Consider the following 1075-nt stretch of genomic DNA (forward strand, 5'->3'; position numbering starts at 1 on the left):
CAAACCCCTGCTGCCTCCCCTTCCCTTCAGGGCATAGCCAAAGATTGTCTTTTCGGATTGGGACAGCGGACTGAGGCTATACTCGATAAGCAGGGAAGGCTTAAACCCAAAAATTTCAGCTGCAGTTTTGCCGCTTCGTGCGCTGGTGTAGCCAATTGCTTCAGGAAACTTGCTGAATAACTCTCCCATGACGAAATCTTCAGAACTGCAAAAATGCACATCGATTCCAGTGCCTGTTTCTGCAGCGCTTTTTTTCACACTGGCAATGGCAGAATGCAGTCTATTGTTTCTGAGCTTGCCTTCGGGGGCCACAACTAAAATATGCATCCTTTTGCCATTCTTTCCAACAAAGCAGTCTGTAGAGAAAGTAAGCATTGCCTGCATCCATTTTTTCACCTGTATTCTCAACTGTGGCACTATCTCATCTCTGTTTTTTGCATTTATGGCTGGCATGTTTATATTAAACATATTTCTTCTATAAATACTTTATTGTTGATTATCAACCAGTTTATGCCCGTCATCAGAATTGTATATTTGGGATTATCTTCTCACCTCCAGGCATTTAGCCTGCCTGTTACCTTGTCCGGAATCCCAGGCAAGTGAGATTTTGGGTGGATTTAGCCTGACTTTGAAAGCCAAAAGGCCTTCCTTATCTCGAGAATAAGCGTGCCGCTGTACCCTCCAGGGCTGTAATCCTCAGGAACAGTTACTTTTGCAGAAATCCTTCTTGTTTTGCCTGTTTCTAATACGAATCCTGTCAAATTCGTGCTTAGCATCTCTTCAATGCTCCCGACTGAATAAACCTTTATGCCAACGGGACTGCCATAGCTGTTGGTGATGTCAATATGCCTCACTCCCTGCCCTCCTCTGGGGAGTTTTCCGAAATGCATAGAATCATTGTTTAGGTTAAATCCTATTTTGATTTCCGGTGTCACATTTACATCAACCGGAATGCCGATTCGCTCAAGCAAAACAAAATTTGAATAGAAAATATAGGTGGCAGAGACGGCAAAAATTGCAGCGAGCAAAATTGCCAAAGCTGCATACTTTTTTTTCACTTTTATCCCCCTCACTA

Annotated in this window: 2 protein-coding genes; both read right to left on the bottom strand. The window is 43.3% G+C overall.

Going from position 1 to position 1075, the window contains the following annotated elements; all coding sequences use genetic code 11:
• Positions 1-417, bottom strand: a 417-nt coding sequence (locus FJZ26_06275) for a hypothetical protein (protein MBM3230012.1), incomplete at its 3' end; no start/stop codon positions are given.
• Between the two features lie 200 nt (positions 418-617).
• On the bottom strand, positions 618-1037 hold the full coding sequence (locus FJZ26_06280; protein MBM3230013.1) for a hypothetical protein: 420 nt from the start codon (positions 1035-1037) through the stop codon (positions 618-620).
• Positions 1038-1075 lie beyond the last annotated feature (38 nt).

This window comes from Candidatus Parvarchaeota archaeon, from assembly GCA_016866895.1.
Classification (GTDB): Archaea; Micrarchaeota; Micrarchaeia; order Anstonellales; family VGKX01; genus VGKX01.